The sequence below is a fragment of the Sphingomonas sanguinis genome, assembly GCF_019297835.1.
In the GTDB taxonomy this organism is placed as follows: Bacteria; Pseudomonadota; Alphaproteobacteria; order Sphingomonadales; family Sphingomonadaceae; genus Sphingomonas; species Sphingomonas sanguinis_D.
The window spans coordinates 1,751,340-1,768,069 of sequence record NZ_CP079203.1 but is presented as its reverse complement, the minus strand read 5'-3'; the positions used below and the strand labels follow the sequence as shown (position 1 = coordinate 1,768,069).

At 66.4% G+C, this 16,730-nt stretch carries 20 protein-coding genes; 8 read left to right on the top strand and 12 right to left on the bottom strand.

The features are described from left to right. Nucleotides 1-114: 114 nt before the first annotated feature. Nucleotides 115-1,287 (bottom strand): acetyl-CoA C-acetyltransferase, encoded by a 1,173-nt coding sequence (locus tag KV697_RS08195; RefSeq protein ID WP_219020864.1) that lies wholly within the window; start codon nt 1,285-1,287, stop codon nt 115-117. 23 nt (nt 1,288-1,310) lie between these two features. Continuing rightward, complete coding sequence (locus KV697_RS08190; protein WP_257575737.1) at nt 1,311-2,324, bottom strand: alpha/beta fold hydrolase; 1,014 nt, start codon at nt 2,322-2,324, stop codon at nt 1,311-1,313. Between the two features lie 72 nt (nt 2,325-2,396). Between KV697_RS08190 and phaR the strand changes: the two genes are divergently transcribed. The 3 genes from phaR to hslU all read left to right on the top strand — a co-directional run bounded on the left by phaR (nt 2,397) and on the right by hslU (nt 5,216). Further along, nucleotides 2,397-2,954: a polyhydroxyalkanoate synthesis repressor PhaR gene (phaR, locus tag KV697_RS08185; RefSeq protein WP_219020863.1), complete on the top strand. Its 558-nt coding sequence runs from the start codon at nt 2,397-2,399 to the stop codon at nt 2,952-2,954. Between the two features lie 399 nt (nt 2,955-3,353). Next, the gene (gene hslV, locus KV697_RS08180) at nt 3,354-3,896 is read left to right on the top strand and encodes an ATP-dependent protease subunit HslV (RefSeq protein ID WP_058744342.1); all 543 of its coding nucleotides are present in this window, start codon (nt 3,354-3,356) and stop codon (nt 3,894-3,896) included. A 24-nt stretch (nt 3,897-3,920) separates the two neighbouring features. Further along, a complete protein-coding gene (gene hslU, locus KV697_RS08175; RefSeq protein ID WP_219020862.1) occupies nt 3,921-5,216 on the top strand; it encodes an ATP-dependent protease ATPase subunit HslU in 1,296 nt (431 codons plus the stop codon). 229 nt (nt 5,217-5,445) lie between these two features. Here the strand turns inward: hslU and KV697_RS08170 are convergent, their stop codons facing one another. The 10 genes from KV697_RS08170 to KV697_RS08125 all read right to left on the bottom strand — a co-directional run bounded on the left by KV697_RS08170 (nt 5,446) and on the right by KV697_RS08125 (nt 11,617). Next, complete coding sequence (locus KV697_RS08170) at nt 5,446-5,814, bottom strand: hypothetical protein (protein ID WP_219020861.1); 369 nt, start codon at nt 5,812-5,814, stop codon at nt 5,446-5,448. After that, nucleotides 5,814-6,239 carry a hypothetical protein gene (locus KV697_RS08165; protein WP_219020860.1) on the bottom strand — a complete coding sequence of 142 codons (426 nt, stop codon included), beginning with the start codon at nt 6,237-6,239 and terminating at the stop codon, nt 5,814-5,816. The genes KV697_RS08170 and KV697_RS08165 overlap by 1 nt, the downstream gene beginning before the upstream one ends. A 37-nt stretch (nt 6,240-6,276) precedes the next feature. Further along, the gene (gene gloB, locus KV697_RS08160) at nt 6,277-6,993 is read right to left on the bottom strand and encodes a hydroxyacylglutathione hydrolase (RefSeq protein ID WP_219020859.1); all 717 of its coding nucleotides are present in this window, start codon (nt 6,991-6,993) and stop codon (nt 6,277-6,279) included. Between the two features lie 10 nt (nt 6,994-7,003). After that, a complete protein-coding gene (locus KV697_RS08155; RefSeq protein ID WP_076717443.1) occupies nt 7,004-7,420 on the bottom strand; it encodes a VOC family protein in 417 nt (138 codons plus the stop codon). Between the two features lie 90 nt (nt 7,421-7,510). After that, a complete protein-coding gene (locus KV697_RS08150; RefSeq protein WP_219020858.1) occupies nt 7,511-8,275 on the bottom strand; it encodes a tetratricopeptide repeat protein in 765 nt (254 codons plus the stop codon). Then, complete coding sequence (locus KV697_RS08145) at nt 8,272-9,000, bottom strand: alpha/beta hydrolase (RefSeq protein ID WP_219020857.1); 729 nt, start codon at nt 8,998-9,000, stop codon at nt 8,272-8,274. Before KV697_RS08145 ends, KV697_RS08150 begins: the two co-directional genes overlap by 4 nt. A gap of 244 nt (nt 9,001-9,244) precedes the next feature. Continuing rightward, nucleotides 9,245-9,499, bottom strand: a complete 255-nt coding sequence (locus tag KV697_RS08140) for a DUF6356 family protein (RefSeq protein WP_219020856.1) — start codon at nt 9,497-9,499, stop codon at nt 9,245-9,247. A gap of 60 nt (nt 9,500-9,559) precedes the next feature. Continuing rightward, a complete protein-coding gene (locus KV697_RS08135; RefSeq protein ID WP_219020855.1) occupies nt 9,560-9,760 on the bottom strand; it encodes a helix-turn-helix transcriptional regulator in 201 nt (66 codons plus the stop codon). Beyond that, nucleotides 9,757-10,161 (bottom strand): hypothetical protein, encoded by a 405-nt coding sequence (locus KV697_RS08130; protein WP_219020854.1) that lies wholly within the window; start codon nt 10,159-10,161, stop codon nt 9,757-9,759. The genes KV697_RS08135 and KV697_RS08130 overlap by 4 nt, the downstream gene beginning before the upstream one ends. Nucleotides 10,162-10,225: 64 nt before the next feature. Next, nucleotides 10,226-11,617: a UDP-N-acetylmuramate--L-alanine ligase gene (locus KV697_RS08125; RefSeq protein ID WP_219020853.1), complete on the bottom strand. Its 1,392-nt coding sequence runs from the start codon at nt 11,615-11,617 to the stop codon at nt 10,226-10,228. A gap of 74 nt (nt 11,618-11,691) precedes the next feature. Between KV697_RS08125 and KV697_RS08120 the strand changes: the two genes are divergently transcribed. The 5 genes from KV697_RS08120 to thrS all read left to right on the top strand — a co-directional run bounded on the left by KV697_RS08120 (nt 11,692) and on the right by thrS (nt 16,694). Further along, complete coding sequence (locus KV697_RS08120) at nt 11,692-12,507, top strand: LD-carboxypeptidase (RefSeq protein ID WP_219020852.1); 816 nt, start codon at nt 11,692-11,694, stop codon at nt 12,505-12,507. A gap of 24 nt (nt 12,508-12,531) precedes the next feature. Further along, nucleotides 12,532-13,287, top strand: a complete 756-nt coding sequence (locus KV697_RS08115) for an SIMPL domain-containing protein (RefSeq protein ID WP_257575731.1) — start codon at nt 12,532-12,534, stop codon at nt 13,285-13,287. A gap of 237 nt (nt 13,288-13,524) precedes the next feature. Beyond that, complete coding sequence (locus KV697_RS08110; protein WP_219020851.1) at nt 13,525-13,722, top strand: general stress protein; 198 nt, start codon at nt 13,525-13,527, stop codon at nt 13,720-13,722. A 122-nt stretch (nt 13,723-13,844) separates the two neighbouring features. After that, nucleotides 13,845-14,594 carry an EAL domain-containing protein gene (locus KV697_RS08105; RefSeq protein WP_219020850.1) on the top strand — a complete coding sequence of 250 codons (750 nt, stop codon included), beginning with the start codon at nt 13,845-13,847 and terminating at the stop codon, nt 14,592-14,594. Between the two features lie 96 nt (nt 14,595-14,690). Next, nucleotides 14,691-16,694 carry a threonine--tRNA ligase gene (gene thrS / locus KV697_RS08100; protein WP_219020849.1) on the top strand — a complete coding sequence of 668 codons (2,004 nt, stop codon included), beginning with the start codon at nt 14,691-14,693 and terminating at the stop codon, nt 16,692-16,694. Nucleotides 16,695-16,730: the final 36 nt, after the last annotated feature.

Below are 16,730 nucleotides of genomic sequence, written 5' to 3'. Positions count from 1 at the left end.
GCGCCGTCGAAACGGCAGGTGAAAATTATGTCACGATAGTTGCAGGGATGTGACAGCTTCGACACATCCCTGCAATCCAATCATTAATCGCGAAATTTTCGAAAAGTGGCGTGTTTATCGCTCAACACACATAGCGATGCCCATCCCGCCGCCGATGCACAGCGTCGCCAGGCCTTTCTTCGCGTCGCGCTTCTGCATCTCGTAGATCAGAGTCGTGAGGACGCGTGCGCCGCTGGCGCCGATCGGGTGGCCCAGCGCGATCGCGCCGCCGTTGACGTTGACCTTCTCGGGATCGAGGCCCAGTTCCTTGCCGACCGACAGGGCTTGGGCGGCAAAGGCTTCGTTGGCTTCGATCAGGTCGAGGTCGCCGACGGTCCAGCCCGCCTTTTCCAGCGCGCGCTTGGTGGCGGGGACGGGGCCGATGCCCATGACCGAGGGATCGACACCGGCCGAGGCCCAGCTCTTGATCGTGGCGAGCACGGGGGCGCCGCGCTTCTCGGCTTCCTCACGGCTCATCAGGACGATGGCGGCGGCACCGTCATTCAGGCCGGAGGCGTTGGCGGCCGTGACCGTGCCGTCCTTCTTGAAGGCGGGGCGGACGCCCGAGACGCTTTCGATGGTCGCACCGGCGCGGATATATTCGTCATCGGCAACGACCGTGTCGCCCTTGCGGCCCTTGATGGTGACGGGCGCGATCTCGTCCTTGAAGCGGCCCTCGCCGCGCGCCTTTTCGGCCAGATTCTGCGAGCGGACGGCGAACTTGTCCTGCTCGTCGCGGGTCACCTGATACTGCTCGGCCAGGTTCTCGGCGGTGATGCCCATGTGATAGCCTGCAAAGGCATCGGTCAGGCCGTCATGGACCATGGTGTCGACCATGGTCAGCGGACCCATCTTGGTGCCGCCGCGCATCGTTTGGGCGTGGGGCGACAGCGACATCGACTCCTGGCCGCCCGCGACGACGATGGTCGCGTCGCCATTGGCGATCGCCTGCATCCCCAGCGCCACGGCGCGCAAGCCCGAGCCGCAGACCTGGTTGACGCCGTAAGCGGGGACTTCCTTGGGGATGCCTGCTGCCATCGAGGCCTGACGCGCGGGGTTCTGGCCTTGCGCGGCGGTCAGCACCTGGCCGAGGATCACCTCGGACACGTCCTCGCCCTTGATGCCCGCCTGTTCCAGCGCGGCGGTGATCGCCACCCGGCCGAGTTCGTGCGCGGGCGTGGCGGCAAAGGCGCCCAGGAAGCTGCCCACGGGGGTACGCTTGGCGGCGGTAATGACGATCTCGGTCATGAAGGCTCCTCTCAACTTTCTCTCTATCTAGGGGCGGGAAGGCCCGTGATCCAGTCGGCCAGCGGCTGCCAGAGCTGTTGCTCCGCATGGCTGCCGACCACCATGCCGACATGGCCCGTGCCGCCGCTGCGCCGGTCGGACAGGCCGATGGCGGTGGCGGCGGGGACAATCCGGTCGGCGGTGGCGACGAACTCGACGCTAGGGGCGTCGCATTGCGCGGGTGTGACGGTTGCCCCGGCGACGCGCCATTGTCCCCGACCGGGACGATCCTGAGCGATCAACTCCTCAAACAATTCGCGGCCGAATGCGTGGGGCAGGGGAGCGCCCTGATTGGCCCAGTCCTCCAGCCGGATGAAACGGCGGGCCGCCTCGCTGCGTGGATCGAGATCGGCGAAGGCCGCATATTTGGCGATGGTCCGCGCCGGATCGAGCCGCCAGAAACCCGCCTGCAACGCCTCCATGGGGACGAGGCCCAGCGCTTCGGAGGTTGGTTTGATGCCTGCCCATTGCGCGGCCATCGCGGCACGGGCCTCGTCGCCATAGCCGGTGAAGTGCCACGGCGCGGCGATGGCGGCCAGCCCGGCGACCTTGCTGCGCGCCGCCGCGGCCACTGCCAGCGTGCCGCCCAGGCAATAGCCGACCAGCACCGGCGGCTGTGCGAAAGTGGCAATCAGGGGCAGCAGGAAACGCTCGACATGCGCCGCCACGTCGAGGTCGCGATCCTTGGCTCCCGGCGTTCCCCAGTCGATCAGCCATGGATGACATCCCCGCCCACGCAACCAGCGGATCAGCGAGCGGTCGCGCGAAATATCGAGGATCGAAGGCGGATTGATCAGCGAGGGGATGAACAGCACCGGCCGCCCATCTCCACCACCGTCCCGCAGACGCACCCGGCCGCGCCGCCGCCGGACGGGCAAGGCGCGCATCGGGCGCTCGCGCTTGGCATCCTGAAAACGGCGCAGGCCGGTCAGCGCGGCCTGGGCCCGCTCGGGATTTTCCGCAGCCTCGCTGCGCAACATCGCCAGGAACAGCGGCAAGGGGCGCGGACCATGTTGCGATGCGAAATCCAAGGCGTTAGGCTGCGGCAAAACCATGAAAGGCGGGGGTCCATGAAGAAGCAGGCATCGGACGGCGTCGTGATCGTCAAGAAATATGCGAACCGGCGGCTCTACAACACCGAAACCTCCTCCTACATCACGCTCGACCACCTGGCGGGCATGATTCGCGCGGGGCGCGACTTCAAGGTGGTCGACGCCAAGACCGACGAGGACATCACCCATAATGTCCTGACCCAGATCATCATGGAAGAGGAAAGCCGGGGCGAAACGATGCTGCCGGTCAATTTCCTGCGCCAGCTCATCTCGATGTACGGCGATTCGATGCAGGCGATGGTGCCGGGCTATCTGGAGGCGTCGATGGACAGCTTCCGCCGCAACCAGGAACAGTTTAAGTCGGCGGTCGAGGGAGCATTCGCCAATACGCCCTTCGCCGACATGGCCAAGCGCAACCTGGCGATGTTCGAGGCGGCAACCCAGGGGTTCAAGCCGGGTGCGGCGGCGCCTGCGCCCGCTCCGACAGCACCTGCCGCCAGCAAGGACGCGGAGATGGCGGCTCTGAAGGCGGAGCTGGCCGCGCTCAAGGACAAGATCGAGAAGCTGGGGGAGTAATCCCTATCCTCCGTTCAGCCTGAGCCCTTCGACTGGCTGGCAAGCCAGCCGCTCAGGATAAACTTCGGCGCATCGCTTCGAAATCGAAGGCCATGCTGAAGCGGCAGACGCCGGGCAACTATCTATTCCTCTCCTGCAAGGGGAGGGGGACCAGCGAAGCTGGTGGAGGGGTGTCACCGACCGCGAGGACGGTCCTTCCTCTCGAGTCGGGACACCCCTCCGTCAGGCCTTCGGCCTGCCACCTCTCCTTGCAGGGGAGGAATAGGTACACCCAGCCGCAATGGTCGGGCGTGGCCTTCGACTGCGCTCAGGCGGAACGGCGGCGGGGAGTGATCGCCTCCATTGAACCCGCCGCCCCCCACCTCCATATCGCCGCGCATGAGCGGGAATGAACACGCCATGCCCACCTGGCATGGCACGACGATTTGCTCGGTGCGCCGTGGCGGCCGGGTGGTGGTGGCCGGGGACGGTCAGGTTTCGATGGGCCAGACGGTCATGAAGCCCAATGCGCGCAAGGTCCGGCGGCTGGGCGACGGCTCGGTCATCGGCGGCTTTGCGGGTGCGACGGCGGATGCCTTCACCCTGTTCGAGCGGCTGGAGGCCAAGCTGGAGCGGCATAACGGCCAGTTGCTGCGCGCGGCGGTCGAGCTGGCCAAGGACTGGCGGACCGACAAGTTCCTGCGCAACCTCGAGGCGATGATGATCGTCGCTGACAAGGACGTGACGCTGATCCTGACCGGCAACGGCGACGTGCTGGAGCCGGAGAACGGCATCTGTGCGATCGGATCTGGCGGCAATTACGCGCTCGCGGCGGCCCGTGCGCTCGTCGACTATGAACAGGATGCCGAGACGATCGCGCGCAAGGCGATGGCGATCGCCGCCGATGTCTGTGTCTACACCAATGACCGCGTCACGCTCGAAGCCATCGATGGCGCCCAGTAAGCACCCCGTAATCCGAAAGCTCCCATGAACGACCAGTTGACCCCCAAGGCGATCGTCGCCGCGCTCGACGCGCACATCATCGGCCAGGCCGACGCCAAGCGCGCCGTCGCCGTCGCGATGCGAAACCGCTGGCGTCGCCAGCGGCTCGGCGCGGATCTGCGCGATGAGGTGACGCCCAAGAACATCCTGATGATCGGCCCCACCGGCTGCGGCAAGACCGAGATCAGCCGCCGTCTGGCCAAGCTTGCCGATGCGCCCTTCGTGAAGGTCGAGGCGACCAAGTTCACCGAGGTCGGCTATGTTGGCCGCGACGTCGAGCAGATCGCGCGCGACCTGGTCGAGGAGGCGATCCGGCTGGAAAAGGAACGCCGCCGCGTCGCGGTGAAGGACAAGGCGGGAGAGGCGGCGATGAACCGCCTGCTCGACGCGCTGGTCGGCAAGGATTCGAGCCAGGCGACGCGCGAGGCCTTCCGTCAGCGCTTCCGCGACGGTCATCTCGACCAGACCGAGATCGAGATCGAACTGGAGCAGGCGCAGGCGACGCCGTTCGAGATTCCCGGTGCCGCGCCGCAGATGATCAACCTGTCCGAGATGATGGGCAAGGCGTTCGGCGGCCAGCCGCTCAAGCGCCGCAAGCTGACCGTCTCCGCCGCCTGGACCAAGCTGGTTGAGGAAGAGGCGGACAAGCGCCTCGACCAGGACGAGGTCAGCCGCGCCGCGCTGGCCGATGCCGAGGCGAACGGGATCGTTTTCCTCGACGAGATCGACAAGATCGCGGTTTCGGACGTGCGCGGCGGTTCGGTCAGCCGTGAGGGCGTGCAGCGCGACCTGCTGCCGCTGATCGAGGGGACGACGGTCGCAACCAAATACGGTCCGATGAAGACGGACCATATCCTGTTCATCGCGTCGGGCGCGTTCCATGTCGCCAAGCCGTCCGACCTTCTGCCCGAATTGCAGGGCCGTCTGCCAATCCGGGTCGAGCTGAAGGCGCTGACCGAGAGCGACTTCGTCGCGATCCTGTCGGACACCAAGGCGTCGCTGCCCGCGCAGTACAAGGCGCTGATCGGCACCGAGGGTGTCGAGATCGCCTTTACCGAGGATGGCATCGCCGCGATCGCGCGCATTGCGGCCGAGGTGAACGGCCAGGTCGAGAATATCGGCGCGCGGCGGCTTCAGACGGTCATGGAGAAGCTGTTGGAGGAAATCAGCTTCGAGGCGGAGGATCGTCAGGGTTCGACGCTGATCGTGGATGCGGCCTATGTCGACAAGCAGCTGTCGGCGGTGGCGCGGAATACGGATTTGAGCCGGTTCGTTTTGTGATTGGGGTGGGGGCTCGGTGAGACACCGATGCCCTCCCCCATCCCAGTTTCAGGTAAACGATGCCCCGCATCGTTTAGGTCATGCCGGGGGCATGACCGACCTGAAACTCGCCTGCGGGAGGGGCGTGCCCAAGCCGTAGCGTATGCGTTGAGTCGCAACATTTGGTCTTGCCGCTCCCCTCCCGCAAGCGGGAGGGGGTGGGGGAGGGCACGCCCCAGGCGATGCAGCGCTACTTCTTCACCCGATCATACGGCACGAACCCGTCGAAGAAACACCAGGCCGTCGGGATCGACAGCCCCTGCTGCAACACCCGGAACCGGTCGTTGCGACAGACCTGCGGTCCCCAGCGGTCGATCAACAGCGTGTTGAACGGCTGAATACCAAAGCACTGCCCGCGCACCTTGGCCCGCCAGACGCGACGCCCCGCATTGATGACGATCACGTCCTTGTCGGCGATGACCGGCCCCGACATGGTGGTGCTGGTATCGACGCACTGTGCCGGTGGCCCGGCAACGCGCCCGGCAAAGGGATCGGACTTGGCCGCCGACAGCGTCAGGGTCAGGCCCAGCGCGGCGGCGATGGCGGCCTTGCCGCGCATCAGCCCTGCTTCCGATAGGGGATGAACTCGTCGAAGCTGCAACTGCCGGTGAAGAAGCCAGAGGTGCGGTCGACCGTCTGCGCAATGTCGCCCGAACAGAGCTGGCCCGTGGTCGTGCGGGTCACGAAGATGTTGTTGCCCGACCCGCCGACATCGCTGCACCCGCCCGCCGTCCGGCTGACATATTTCAGGCGCGGCGACACTGTGTAGACGATGGTCGGGCCGTACGACCGCACCTGCTGCATCCGGTACTGGCTGATGCACTGGGTCGGCGCGCCGGGCGTCAGGCCGCGAAGCGCCTTGTCCAGATCGGCGCGCTCGGTCTGCGCGCGCTGCTCGACCTGTGCCTTTTGCGCCGGGGTCAGCGTACAGGCGCTCAAGCCCGCCATGGGGATCAGAACAGGTAACAACGTCACGATACGCATCATTCCGTCTCCGTCTAAACGCCCCTGTAGCAATGGCTTAACCCTTGAACGCGTCCTTGGCTGCACGGCGCTGCGCCAGTTCGTCCGCATCGACCGAGCGGAGAAAGGGGTTGGTCGCCCGCTCCAGCGCGATGGTCGTCGGAATGGTCGGCTCGCCCTGTTCGCGCATCGCGACGACATCGGCCAGCCGCTCGGCGATGGCGTCATTGTCAGGCTCCACGGCGGCGGCGAAGCGGGCGTTGGACAGGGTGTATTCGTGACCGCAATAGACGCGCGTGTCGCCCGGCAGCCCCGCGAACCGGCGCATATTGGCGTGCATCTGCGCCGCCGTCCCCTCGAACAGCCGCCCGCATCCCATGGCGAACAGCGTGTCGCCGGTGAAGATCGTCGCCCGGTCGGCGATGTGAAAGGCGATATGGCCCGCCGTATGGCCGGGCACCGACCAGATGGTCGCCACCGCATCACCGACCGCGATGGTGTCGCCTTCGTCCAGCAGCGTGTCGAGCCCGTCGATCTTCGCCGCCTCCGCCGCCGGACCCGCGACGCGGGCCCCTTGCGCCTTCAACGCGGCGGCACCGCCGACATGATCGGGATGCCAATGGGTCAGCCAGACCTGATCGATCGTCCAGCCGCGCGCGGCGGCCGCCGCCGCGACGGGCGCGGCCTCGCCGGGGTCGAGCGCGACGGTCTGCCCGGCGTCATGGATCAGCCAGGCATAATTGTCGGAGAGGACGGGGACTCGAACGATTTCCATGGAAAGCCTCTTACCAGCTTCCGACATTGGGCATCGAGACCCAAGGTTCGGCCGGCGGCAGCGCACCGTCCTGCAACAGTTCGATCGAGATGCCGTCGGGCGTCTTGACGAAGGCCATATGCCCGTCGCGCGGGGGACGGTTGATGATGATCCCGGCATCCATCAGCCGCTGGCACGTCGCGTAGATATCGTCGACGCGGTAGGCCAGGTGGCCGAAATTGCGACCGCCGGTATAGATTTCGGGGTCCCAATTGTGGGTCAGCTCGACCTCGGCCCGGCCTTCGTCGCCCGGCGCGGCCAGGAAGATCAGCGAGAAACGCCCGCGCTCATTGTCCACGCGGCGGACCTCCTTAAGGCCCAGCAGCTCGAAGAAGCGGATGCTGGCGTCGAGATCGCTGACGCGGATCATGGTGTGGAGATAGCGCATCGGGTGTTCTGCCTGTTCAACGGGGCCGCTCGGGCGGGACAGCCATGCTATCCCGAACGGGAAAGCATGACCTTTACGTGCGATAAGGAATTAGCGGGACGGGAATTGCGAGAGCGCCTTGGCCGTCTCGGCGCGGATCGGGCTGTCGGGCGGGGCGAGGCGGGCGGCCTCGCTCCACGCCTTGCGCGCGCCTGCCTCGTCGCCCGCGACGGCGGCGATATTGCCCGCCTCCAGTTGCACGCTGGCATCGTCGGCGGAGCGGGCCAGCGCCTGGGCGATATCCTTCTGTGCGCGGGGCAGGTCCTTCATCCGCCGCGCCAGCGTCGCCGAGAGCAGCCAGGCAAGCGGATCGGCAGGGGCGTTGGTCAGCGCCGCATCCAGATCGACTCGCGCGGCGGCCATCTGCCCGCCCGCGACCGAGGCGCGCGCCCGGTCGAGCTGCGCCTCGCCCAGCGCGAAGCCGCTCAACTCGCCTGCCGCCAGCGCGGCATCCAGCGCGGCGCGGGCATGGGGGGCGTCTCCGGCGGCCAGAAAGGCATTGCCCGCCTGCGCCCAGTAATTGGCGGCGCGCACGTCATGCGCGGTCTCGGCGGCGCGGGCGGCCTGTTGAAAAGCGTCCGCCGCCGCCGCCCAGTTGCGCTCGGTCGCAAAGGCCAGCCCCAGGCATTGCTGCGCGAAATAGTCGCCGCCCGCCAGCCGCCACTTGCCCGCCTCGACCTTGGCGGCGGCGGGATCGCGATCGGCCAGCGACACGCAGCGCTGATACCGAGCCTCGCGCGGGTCGGTGGGCAGGGGCGGCGTCTTGGCGGGGGCGGACTGGACGGCGGCGGCGAGCGCCAGGGAGAGCAGGATCATAGGCGGTGCAACACGTCCTCGACGGCCCGGATCAGCAGCGCGATATCGGCATCGCGCGACAGCCGGTGGTCCCCGTCCTTGATCAAGACAGTCTGCACATCGGCTGAACGGAACAGCTGCGCCAGATGGGTGGTCCGATGCCAAGGCACATCGGGGTCGGCCATGCCCTGCAGCAGCCGCACCGGCCCGTCGAACGTAATCGGACCAAACGTCAGCCGGTTGGCCTCGCCCGACGACCAGAAGCGGCGGGTATAGACGGTGGGGGCGGGGCCGTAGGGGTTGGGGCGCTCCAGCCGCCCGGCCTGGAGAATCGTCATCTTCTCCTCTTCGGAAAAGCCCCAGTCGGTGAAGTCGGGCGCGGGGGCGATGCCGACCAGCGCCTTGACCTGATCCGGCCGGGCGGCTGCGGCGAGCAGCATCAGCCAGCCGCCCATCGACGATCCGACCAGCACCGCCGGACCCTTCACCACATCGTCCAGCATCGCGACCACATCGTCGCGCCAGTCGGCCAGCGCCTGATCCTCGAACGCGCCCTCCGACTCGCCGCAGCCGCCATAGTCGAAGCGCAGGAAGGCACGGCCGTTCGCCTGAGCCCATTCCTCCAGCGCCAGCGCCTTCGACCCCTGCATGTCCGAGGCATAGCCCGGCAGGAAGACGATCGCGGGGCCGGTCCCCGGCGTCCAATTGTAGGCAAGCTTGGGGCGGGGGGCGAGGGTGTCGGTCATGACCGGGATTTAGGATGCGGCGGCGGGATTGGAAACCCGATGCCGCGATCTCTCACCCCCCAATTCCAACCCCCGTTCAGCCTGAGCGAAGTCGAAGGCCACGTCATAGCCTCTCCAAGCACCCCCGTGGAGAGGTCATCCCTTGGCCTTCGACTACGCTCAGGCTGAACGGAGGTAGGGGCATTCCTCCCCAAGCTCGCTTGGGGAGGGGGGGCGCCGCGAAGCGGTGGTGGAGGGACACCCCTCAGATCACATATTCCACGCTCTTCATCTGCGCCTGTGCGGCCTGCTTCTTGCGCCGCTTGGCCACCATCTCGGCATGGAGCCGGGCAACCGTGTCGCTGCCCGTCGTAGTGCACAGCCCCGGCACGACCGCATGGACGATTGCGCCCAGCCCGCCGAGGATCATGATCCCCCCGAATCGCGCCGCGACACCGAAATGCTCGACATAGCTTTCGCCGACGCTCTGGGGATGCTCGGTAAACAGGCGGCGGAACATGACGGACGTTCTCCTATGGCCGTTCGTGCCGAACCTATCACGGCGATGGGAATTGGCCAATCAGCCTTTGGACGGGCTGACGAAGATGTCCTCGATCGCGCAACCGAACAGCTCGGCGATCTTGAAGGCGAGGGGGAGCGAGGGATCGTAGCGCCCCGTCTCGATCGCGTTGACGCTCTGGCGGCTGACCTCCAGCCGCTCAGCCAGGTCCTGCTGGCTCCAGCCGCGTTCGGCCCGCAGGGTGCGGAGGTGGTTGTTCACGCCGGGCTCCGCTCGATCAGGCGGTTGACGCAAGAGCCTATGCCCAGTCCGGCGAACCATAGGATGGGCCAAGCATAGCCGACCAGATGCGGTAGCAGGTCGAAACCTTCCAGAAAGCCCCAGAGTGTTGCCCCGGTCATCGACACGCCGGTCGCAATCAGCGACTGCCGGACCAATAGCATCCGCAGATATTCGTCCCGCTCCTCGGTCATATACAGCCCGATCGCGACGAAGAAACCGACAACCGGCAAAGCGGGCAACACCCCGACCAGATAGGCCGCCGCGCCGCTGACCATGTGGCGGTTCAACAGATAGACTGCCGACAAAAGCAGAGCCGCGTAGAGGATTGCGAGCAGGATGACCCGACGCTGGTACCGACGCGTTGCGGACAACAAAGCCATGAAGAACTTCCCTCAGATGTGAAGGAGGCTTTACATGGAAAGCTGGCTTTACGTCAAGCGTCCTTTACGTGGCTCCGAGCTGCTCCACCATGTCCTGCGCCAACAGGCTGAGCGTATCGTCGCGCGCGCCCATCACCACGATCCGGTCGCCCGCCCGCGCCTCGGCCACCAGTGCCGCCGCCGCCTCGGCGCGGTCGGCGATGTGGCGGGCGTCTGCTCCACGCGTGCGCAGGTCGGCGACGATGTCGGCGCTGGTCACTTCGCGCGCGACGGTGCCGCCGAAATAGGCCGGGTCGGGCAGGACCAGCACGTCGTCGGGCTTCATCCGCACGGCGATGCTGTCGACCAGTTCGGTCCGCATGACCTTCAGCGGACCATAGCCGTGCGGCTGGAACAGGATCAGCAATCGCCCGGCAAAGGCGTGGAGCGTGTCGAGGGTCGCGGCGATCTTGTCGGGGTTGTGGCCGAAATCGTCGATGACCGTGACGCCGTTCGCCTCGCCGACCTTCTCGAACCGGCGCTTCAGGCCGGTGAAGCGCTCGACAGCGCGGATCGCGTCGATCAGGGGGACGCCCGCCGCCACGCTCGCGCCGATCGCAGCCAGCGCATTGGAGACGTTGTGGAGGCCCGGCACCGATAGCCGCACGCCATAGCCCGCCCCGCCCGTGATCAGGTCGAAGGAGATGGCAAAGGGCTCGGGCTTCAGCGCCTCGGCCACCAGATCGGCCGCACCCTCGACCGCGAAGGTGGTGAGATTCGGCAGGTCCGCGAGCAGCGCCGCCGTCTCCGCATCGCCCGCATTGGCGACCACGTGTTGCGCGCGCGCCGCGAACCCACCGAACAGGGTGCGCAATTCCTCCAGCGACTTGTGGTCCAGGCTGACATTGTTCAGCACCGCGATCGCCGGATTGTAGAGCGCGATCGAGCCGTCGCTTTCGTCCACTTCGCTGACGAACGCGTCGCCGCCGCCGACCAGCGCGCTGGCAAAGGGGCTGTCGGGCGAGACGAAATCCTTCATCACCGCGCCGTTCATCGCGGTCGGATCGCGCCCCGTCTGGTGCAGGATGAAGGCGATCATGCCGGTGACGGTCGACTTGCCGCTGGTCCCCGCAACGCCGATGGGCAGCGTGCTTTCGTTGAACAGGCTTGCGAGCATCTGTGCACGCGTGGCGCGCGCGCAGCCCAGCCGGTTGGCGACGACGATGTCGGGCACCGTGTCCTCGACCGCGGCCGAGGCGATGACGAGCTGATCGGCGGAGGTCACGCCCGACCCGTCCTGCGGGAACAGCGCGATCCCGGCGGCGCGCAGCGAGTCGAACTTGGCCGCGACGCGCCCCTGATCGAGCCCCCGGTCGGACCCCGCCACCGTCTGCCCGCGCGCGCGCAGGATCATCGCCAGCGGCATCATGCCCGATCCGCCGATACCCACCAGAAAACAGGAATTGCCGTTGGTCATGGCGCCACGCTATCGGCGAGTTGTGGTTGCAGGGCAATGCCCGGCCGGACGGGCCGCCAAGGGGGTACGCCAGAATGAAGATCGGAATCCTCGCCCCCGCCAGCATCGGCAACCCCGCCGCCGAAGCGCCGGTCAGCGCCTTTGCCGCGATCGCCTATCCGGACGTCGACCTGATCTTCCACCCGCAATGCTATGAGCAGGACGGGCACTTTGCCGGGAATGACGAGCGCCGCGCCTCGGCCTTTCTGGAGTTCGCCAACGATCCCGGCATCGACGCGATCTGGTTCCTGCGCGGCGGATACGGATCGAACCGCATCCTGTCGCGGGTCATGCCGAATCTGAACGCGGCGGCGGGGCACAAGACCTATATCGGTTATTCCGACCTCGGCTTCGTGCTGGCCGCGCTCTATGCCCGGCGGATCGGACGGCCGGTGCATGGGCCGATGGCGAGCGACATACGCCGCCAGCATGGCGATGTGACGGTGGCGCGCTCGCTCGGCTGGCTGGTCAGCGGCGACCGGCAGGGGCTGGAGCCGGGCCTGGACGGTCGCCCGGTAGCGGCGTTCAACCTGTCGATCCTGTCCGCGCTGATCGGTACGCCCTGGCTCCCCGACCTGACCGACCATGTCCTCATCATCGAGGAGGTGTCCGAGCATCTCTATGCCGTCGACCGGATGCTGTTCACCATGGCGAATGCCACCCAGTTGAAGGGTGTCGCGGGCGTGCGACTGGGCGCGGTCAGCAATGTCCAGCCCAACGAGCCCGAATGGGGCGAGACGCTGGAATATATGATCCAGCGCTGGTGCACCGAGATGGGCGTGCCCTATCTGGGGCGGGCGCGCATCGGGCATGTCCAAGACAATCATGTGGTGCCGTTCGGGATCGTGTGACGATAAGGAAAAGGGAGGCCTGACGTGAGAGCAGCGACGATCGGAATGGTGATGATCCTGTCGGCCAGTGGCGCGATCGCGCAGACGGTGGAGTCGCCGCAGATTCAGGTTTCGGGGACCGGCACCGCCAAGGCGCCGCCCGACCGCGCTACGGTCGGCTACCGCGTTCGCGGCGAGGGGGCGACCTCGGACGAGGCGACGACCAGGCTGCGTGATAATGCCAAGGCCATCCGCACCGGCGCCGCGGGGTTGCTGCGCGGCGAAATGGAACTGCACACCGCCGACTTCGACATCAAGCCTGTCCGGTCCCGCGAATGTACGCAGAATGATTACGGCCAGGTACAGCTTTCGACCGGGCCCTGCGCGATCCTGGGCTATGTCGCAACCATGCCGGTGTCCATCGACACGCCGCGCATCAAGGATGCCGGAACGCTCGTCGGCCTGATCGGGCGGCTGGGTGGGATCGACGTCGGGCTGCAGCGTTTTTGGCTGAAGGACGAAACACCGGTCCGGCAACAGGCGATGCTCGCCGCGCTGGCGAGCGCCAAGGCGCAGGCCAAGCTGATCGCGGAAGGTTCGGGCGCCCGGGTTGGCGCGCTGTTGCGGGTCCAGGATGGCAGCTTCGCCGACCGGTCCATCATCGTGACGGCCGCCCGGGCCGACCAGGCGCCCCCGCCGCCGCCCCCGCCACCGCCGCCCGAAGCGATCCGGGTCGACCTGTCGCCGACGCCCATTTCGATCAACGTCAATGTCATGGTGGCCTACGCCATCAATCAATAAGTGGCGACCATGCCGCGCGATCTCGCCACAAGGATCGCGCGGCGCGACAGACAAAACCGGTGCTGCGCTCTGTTAAGGATAATGACTTAGGTCAGGATTGCACGCGTTCCTGCCGCTTCGTTCAACAAAGCAGATTATGATTTGCCGGTTATGCAGAATATTATTGTTTTCCTGATTTTAGAAACTTGAGTGTCGGCCGGTTCGTCTTTCCGCTGGGGCGCCAGTAGGAGAGACATCATGGCAGACAGCAATGGCGGCGGCGGCCGCGAGAACAATCCGGGCAATTTCGCCAACGACCGCGAAAAGGCGTCCGAAGCAGGGCGCAAGGGCGGTCAGGAAAGCGGCGGCAACTTCAAGAACGATCCCGAACGCGCCGCCGAAGCCGGGTCCAAGGGCGGCCAGGCCAGCCATGGCGGCGGTGGTCAGGGACGCTGATCCCTACCGCACGAACCTTGGGGGCGGCGGTGGTGACGGGCCACCGCCGCCCCCTTTTCTTGGTCGTAGCGCGCGCAACAGATGGCGTTAACCATTTGCGCCTACGGTCCAACCCCATGGAAATGCGCAAGCTCTGCAGCGGATGCCGCGACGGGATCGACTTTGAAATCCCCTTCGTCATGGCGTTCCAGCCGATCGTCGACACGGCGACCGGCCGCCCCTTCGCCTATGAAGCGCTGATCCGCGGCACCGGGGGCGAGGGCGCGTACAGCGTCCTGTCGCAAGTGAACGAGGCGAACCGCTATTCCTTCGACCAAGCGTGCCGGGTCAAGGCGATCGAAACTGCGATGGCCGCCGGGATCATGGAGGGCGATGCGCGCTTGTCGATCAACTTCCTACCCAACGCCGTCTATTCGCCCATGGCCTGTATCCAGCTGACGCTGCGCACCGCGCAAGATCAGGGGCTGCCGATCGATCGGCTGATCTTCGAGTTTACCGAGAACGAACAGATGGGCTCGCCCGAGCATGTCGCGAGCATCATCGACACCTATAAGCAGATCGGCTTTTCCGTCGCGATCGACGATTTCGGGGCGGGCCATTCGGGGCTGGACCGCTTCGTCCGCTTCGCGCCCGACGAGGTGAAGCTGGACATGGAGCTGGTCCGCGACATCGACACCGATCCCCGCCGCCGCGCCATCGTGCGCGCCATGGTCGGCATGTGCGCCGAACTCGACACGCTGCTGATCGCCGAGGGGATCGAGACGGCGGCCGAGGCGGCGATGCTGAACGATCTGGGCGTGCGTTATCATCAGGGCTATTGGTATGCGCGGCCCGCACTGGGAGTGCTGCCGGAGATCCGGGCGCACGCCTGACCGCCACCCCATATACCTGCCGGGGATTCTTCCCTATAGAGCCGGTCGCGCCGGGTTCCGCTGGCGCGTCACCCGTAATTATCGAAGAGAGTATCCATGTCCGCGATGTTCCGTATCACGCTGCCCGACGGCTCCGTCCGTGAGGTCGCGCCCGGAACTACTCCCGCGGACATCGCCGCCGCGATCGGACCGGGGCTGGCTAAGGCGGCGATCGCCGCGCGCGTCGATGGCGAGCTGCGCGACATCATGCGCCCGTTCGAGGGCGACTCCGCACTCGCCCTGGTGACCGCGAAGGACGAGGCCGACGCGCTCGAACTCGCGCGCCACGACTATGCGCATGTCCTGGCCGAGGCGGTGCAGGCACTGTTCCCCGGCACGCAGATCACTTTCGGTCCGGCGACCGATGACGGCTTCTATTACGACTTCGCGCCCAAGGACCGGCCCTTCACCGAAGAGGACTTGCCCGCGATCGAGGCCGAGATGCGCAAGATCATCGCCAAGGACGAGCCGCTGATCCGCGAGGTCTGGACCCGCGAACAGCTGATCGAGCGCTGGACGGCGCAGGGCGAGAGCTTCAAGGCCGAATGGGCGGCCGAGCTGCCCGACGACGAGGAACTGACCGTCTATCGTGCGGGCAAGGGCGAGGATGCCTGGCTCGACATGTGCCGGGGGCCGCACCTCGCCTCGACCGGCAAGCTCGACCCCAATGCCTTCAAGCTGACCCGCGTGTCGGGCGCCTATTGGCGCGGCGACCAGAAGAACGCGATGCTCAGCCGCATCTACGGCACCGGCTGGCTGAACAAGAAGCAGCTGGCCGAGCATCTGACCCGCCTGGAGGAAGCCGCAAAGCGCGACCATCGCAAGCTGGGCAACGAGATGGACCTGTTCCACCTCCAGCAGGAGGCGCATGGCTCGGTCTTCTGGCATCCCAAGGGCTATCGCATCTGGCGCGAGCTGGAGGCCTATATGCGCCGCGCGATCGACGCTGGCGGCTACCGCGAGGTGAAGACCCCGCAGGTCATGGACGCGCGCCAGTGGGAGCAGTCGGGCCATTGGGGCAAGTATCGCGAGAACATGTTCGTGATCCCCGACGAGGTGCCGAACGTCGAGGACGAAGGTCCGCTGGTCTCGGACGATGCGCAGTGGATGGCGCTGAAGCCGATGAACTGCCCGGCGCACGTCCTGATCTTCCGCCAGGGGATCAAGTCCTATCGCGACCTGCCGCTGCGCTTCTACGAAAATGGCTGCTGCCATCGCAACGAGCCGCATGGTGCGCTGCACGGCCTGATGCGCGTGCGTCAGTTCACCCAGGACGACGCGCATATCTTCTGCCGCGAGGACCAGATCGTCGAGGAGGTTCGTGCCTTTTGCGAACTGGCGGACCGGATCTACAAGGATTTCGGCTTCACTTACTCGATCAAGCTGGCGCTGCGCCCCGAAAAGCGCTTCGGCACCGAAGAGATGTGGGACATGGCCGAGACCGAGCTGCGCGACGCGGTCGTGCGCGCGGGTCTCGCCACCGAGCAATATGGCTGGGAAGAACTGCCGGGCGAGGGGGCTTTCTATGCGCCCAAGCTGGAATGGCATCTGACCGACGCGATCGGTCGCACCTGGCAGGTCGGCACCATCCAGTCGGACCGGGTTCTGCCCGAGCGACTCGATGCGTCCTATATCGGTGAGGATGGCGAGCGGCATCGCCCGATCATGCTCCACCGCGCGATCTTCGGCTCGTACGAGCGGTTCATCGGCATCCTGATCGAACATTATGCGGGCCGCTTCCCCGTCTGGCTCGCGCCGGTGCAGGCGGTGGTTGCGACCATCGTGTCGGACGCAGACGGCTATGCGGAAGAGGCGGCGGCCAAGCTGGCGGCGGCGGGCATCCGCGTCGAGACCGACCTGCGCAACGAGAAGATCAACTACAAGGTGCGCGAACACTCGGTCGCCAAGGTCCCCGTGCTGCTGGTCGTCGGCAAGCGCGAGGCCGAGGAGGGCAAGGTCGCCGTCCGCCGTCTTGGCAGCCAGGCGCAGGAAATCATGACGCTGGACGAGGCCATCGCGATGCTGCGCGAAGAGGCGACCCCGCCCGATTTGCGCGGCTGAAACATTATAGGATGAACGAAAGGGCGGGACGTTGGT

Coding starts and splice junctions, on each gene's coding strand:
- KV697_RS08195 (WP_219020864.1), bottom strand. CDS start 1,287: ATGACCGAGATCGTCATTACCGCCGCCAAGCGTACCCCCGTGGGCAGC.
- phaR (WP_219020863.1), top strand. CDS start 2,397: ATGAAGAAGCAGGCATCGGACGGCGTCGTGATCGTCAAGAAATATGCG.
- hslV (WP_058744342.1), top strand. CDS start 3,354: ATGCCCACCTGGCATGGCACGACGATTTGCTCGGTGCGCCGTGGCGGC.
- hslU (WP_219020862.1), top strand. CDS start 3,921: ATGAACGACCAGTTGACCCCCAAGGCGATCGTCGCCGCGCTCGACGCG.
- KV697_RS08170 (WP_219020861.1), bottom strand. CDS start 5,814: ATGCGCGGCAAGGCCGCCATCGCCGCCGCGCTGGGCCTGACCCTGACG.
- KV697_RS08165 (WP_219020860.1), bottom strand. CDS start 6,239: ATGCGTATCGTGACGTTGTTACCTGTTCTGATCCCCATGGCGGGCTTG.
- gloB (WP_219020859.1), bottom strand. CDS start 6,993: ATGGAAATCGTTCGAGTCCCCGTCCTCTCCGACAATTATGCCTGGCTG.
- KV697_RS08155 (WP_076717443.1), bottom strand. CDS start 7,420: ATGCGCTATCTCCACACCATGATCCGCGTCAGCGATCTCGACGCCAGC.
- KV697_RS08150 (WP_219020858.1), bottom strand. CDS start 8,275: ATGATCCTGCTCTCCCTGGCGCTCGCCGCCGCCGTCCAGTCCGCCCCC.
- KV697_RS08145 (WP_219020857.1), bottom strand. CDS start 9,000: ATGACCGACACCCTCGCCCCCCGCCCCAAGCTTGCCTACAATTGGACG.
- KV697_RS08140 (WP_219020856.1), bottom strand. CDS start 9,499: ATGTTCCGCCGCCTGTTTACCGAGCATCCCCAGAGCGTCGGCGAAAGC.
- KV697_RS08130 (WP_219020854.1), bottom strand. CDS start 10,161: ATGGCTTTGTTGTCCGCAACGCGTCGGTACCAGCGTCGGGTCATCCTG.
- KV697_RS08125 (WP_219020853.1), bottom strand. CDS start 11,617: ATGACCAACGGCAATTCCTGTTTTCTGGTGGGTATCGGCGGATCGGGC.
- KV697_RS08120 (WP_219020852.1), top strand. CDS start 11,692: ATGAAGATCGGAATCCTCGCCCCCGCCAGCATCGGCAACCCCGCCGCC.
- KV697_RS08110 (WP_219020851.1), top strand. CDS start 13,525: ATGGCAGACAGCAATGGCGGCGGCGGCCGCGAGAACAATCCGGGCAAT.
- KV697_RS08105 (WP_219020850.1), top strand. CDS start 13,845: ATGCGCAAGCTCTGCAGCGGATGCCGCGACGGGATCGACTTTGAAATC.
- thrS (WP_219020849.1), top strand. CDS start 14,691: ATGTCCGCGATGTTCCGTATCACGCTGCCCGACGGCTCCGTCCGTGAG.